The sequence below is a fragment of the Acidobacteriota bacterium genome, assembly GCA_020845575.1.
GTDB lineage: Bacteria > Acidobacteriota > Vicinamibacteria > Vicinamibacterales > Vicinamibacteraceae > Luteitalea.
This window is the reverse complement of sequence record JADLFL010000025.1, coordinates 1-3,040: the sequence shown is the minus strand read 5'-3', so window position 1 is coordinate 3,040 and position 3,040 is coordinate 1. Positions and strand designations below refer to the sequence as shown.

Sequence of the window (3,040 nt, the reverse complement as noted above, 5' to 3'; positions counted from 1 at the left end):
GTTGGTGGAGCTGATCGCGCCGCGGCCAGCGTCGCCTTCGGCGATACTGCCGTCGATCGCTTTGAGCACGGCCGCCGGCGCGTTGAAGCGATCGACAACGGCCTGCACGCGTTCGAGGTCGTCGATCGCGATCCGCGACCAGTCCGTAAGCGAGGCCTTGCGCAGCATCAACGGAATCTCCTTGAGCCCGCCCGGCGAATGCCCGAAGCTCACGGCATCGACTTCGGCACTGACGGCCTTCGCCGCCTCGCGCGCGTTGCGCGCCCACACGTCCCACACGGTCCCGTTCGCGAGCCGATCTTTGACGGTGTCGAGTCCACCCGTGATCTTCTTCGTCGCCTGCTGTTCGATCTCGTCGGCCGCATCCTTGGCCGCTTGGGCCGTCTTCTTCCAGGCCTCCGGGATGTCGTGGCCCATCGCCTGCAGCATCGCGGAGAAGCCCTCTTTCATGACTTGCTGCGTCGAGGCCTCCTGTTCGCGGAGGGTGCCGTCGGCCTTCATCTGCTCGACGATCTTCTGCGTCTCCTCATCGAGCGCAAGGCCCCGCTCCTGGCTCAGCCGAATCAGATGCTCGATCATCGGCTTGATCTGCTCGTGCGCTTCCTTCTCCGTGAAGCCGGCCTCGGTGAGCTTCTTGAACGTGTCGAGCCCTTGCGCCTCGAGATCCCGGAACGTCTCCGTCGTCAGCCCGCCGACGTTGTCGAGCGCGATCATCAGCTCCGTCAGCCCGCCGACCTGGTCGAGGAGCGGCTGGGTCGTCGCGACCAACTGGCGCATGCGCGCGAGCTGGTCGAACGCGGCGCTGCCGGCGAAGCCCAGCGCCTGCTGCTTGGCGATGAGCTGATCGATTGACTCGCCGAACACACGCGAGGCATCCGCAGCCGAGTGCCCCTGCGCGATGTACGCGTTGAATCCGGCGAGCGTGATCCGGCTCAACCGATCGAACTCGTCCTGGCGACTGGCAACAATCGCCTCGGTCGTCGCTCGGACGCGCGCCTCGCGTTCCTGTTCCGTGAGCGTCTCGTCCTTCGCGAGGTCCTCGCGGAGTTGCTTGAGATCCGGAAGCGTCGACGCGAAGCCATCGACAATCTTCTGCGTGCCGCCGGCGGCGCGATCGAACTGCTCGTTGAGCGCCGCGGTGACTTGATCGATCGCGACGCCCGCTTGCTTGGCCCGCGCGAGCAGATCCTTGAACGCTTGGCTCCAGCGGCCGCCGGCGGCATTGGCCTGATCGGTGAACTGGTCGATCAGCGTCGACAGCTCCCGCGTCGCGAGCGCGCCGTTCCGGCCACCGAGGGCGACCGCGTCAAAGAGACGATTCGATCGACCGATCCAGGTGTCGAGATTCTGCGCGGTCAGGCCGCCGCCTTCCTCGATGATCTGGCTGAGGTTGAGCAGCTCGGCGAGCTCGCGGACCGTGAAGCCTGCCTGCTGGATGAGCTGCCGGCCAATGACGCGGCCCATGCGCACGCCGACGTCGGCTGCCGTCGACTCAGCGGCGTTCTTGATGAGGGCCTTCTCGTCGGCTTCGATCTCTTTCGCCAGGCCCTCGGAGATATCCACGCCCCAGCGCCGACCGACGTCGGTCATCACCTTTTTCCACTCGGGCGTCGTGAACGCGTTCCAGATCATCTGGCCGATCGAGACGACCGCGCTCACGATCCCCGCGACGCCCGTGGCGACCGATGCAAAGTCCCCCTTCTGGATCGACGTGAGGCTCTCTTTGAACTGCGCCGCGGCGGCGATCCCAGTACCGATACTGCGCGAGATCTCCGCCATCTCGCCGTCGGCGACCTGCGCGAGCTGCTGAAAGCCCGCCGCACTGGCCGACAGCGCCTCATTCCAGCCGACCGCCGTCCGATGTGCGGCGGCGCGTTCCGCTTCTGCCACCTGCGCCGCCGCGGCGGCGAGTTGGGACGCCGTGGCCGTGCGCGAGGCGACCAGGTCTGCATGAGCGCGGCGGGCGTCTTTGACGCGACGGTCCAGTTCGGCCTGCGTCTGGAACCCGAAGAAGTGCATGGCGTTTGTAGCCAGCGTGGTTTCGGTGGTGACGGCTAGCATCTCGGCGGTGATGCGTTGTAGACCGGCACGGAGGAGCGTCCGTGAGGGATCAGTCGAGAGAAACGCGTCGAGCGTTGGGGCCGCGCTCGCGAGCGTCGTGCGAATGTCGGTGATGATGGCCGAGAGGTCGGCTGTCGAGATACCAGACGCCCGTGCGCGGCGCTCCAGTTCGACCAGCTTGGGCAGCATCGCCGACAACATCGCATTGGCGTTGATGCCCTCGCGTGTGCCGCGCTGGAGCAAGAGGTCGAATTCCGCAATCGACTCGTTGACCGTGTCACGCGTGACGAACCCCAGACTCTCGAGGGCCTGTCGCTGCCGGGCGACCTCGTCGGCCAGTTTCTTGGCTTCGGCTGCCGTCAGCGTCTGCTGGGTTCCGAACTCGCGGGTACTGACGCGCGCACGCGTCGCCGATGCCGCGGTCGCATCGTGTGCCTGTGCGGCGCCGAGCATCGCCGCCTTGGCGTTGCCGAGGGCTGTGGCGATCACCGTGGCGCCGTGATCCCAGGCCGCCGCATCATCGACCGCACCCGCTGCCGTCTGGTGGAAGCTGTCCGCAAACCCTTCGAGCTGGGCACGCGCGTCGCGGAGCCCTGGCAGCATCTCTCGGAACCCGCGTCCGAGCGCACCGGGCAGCTCACCCGCGGTCTCAACGGCGCCCTCAATGAGCGAATAGAGTCCCTCGAGGACGTCGCCCAGGACGCCGAGCACGGAGAACAGCGCCGCGCGGATTCCGTAGAACGCGAACCCGGCGTAGCGACCGAATTCGACCACCAGTTGCCCCGCGGTCACGACGCCGATGGCGAATTGGTTGACGTAGCCGGCCAGCGTTCGAATCGAATCCGCGTGGTCCATGCCGAAGGCATCGTCAAATGACCGGGACAGGGATGCGAGACCATCCGCCAGCACCGGAGACTGGGCGATTTGCACCGCCAGGTCGTCGGTCAGGTTTTGAACGATGACCTGTGCCTGCGCGACG

1 protein-coding gene is annotated in these 3,040 nt (G+C 66.6%); it reads right to left on the bottom strand.

Annotated features, from left to right (window positions below; all coding sequences use genetic code 11):
* Positions 1–2,916: hypothetical protein (locus tag IT182_07915; GenBank protein ID MCC6163260.1), on the bottom strand; the 2,916-nt coding region annotated here is incomplete at its 3' end.
* Positions 2,917–3,040 lie beyond the last annotated feature (124 nt).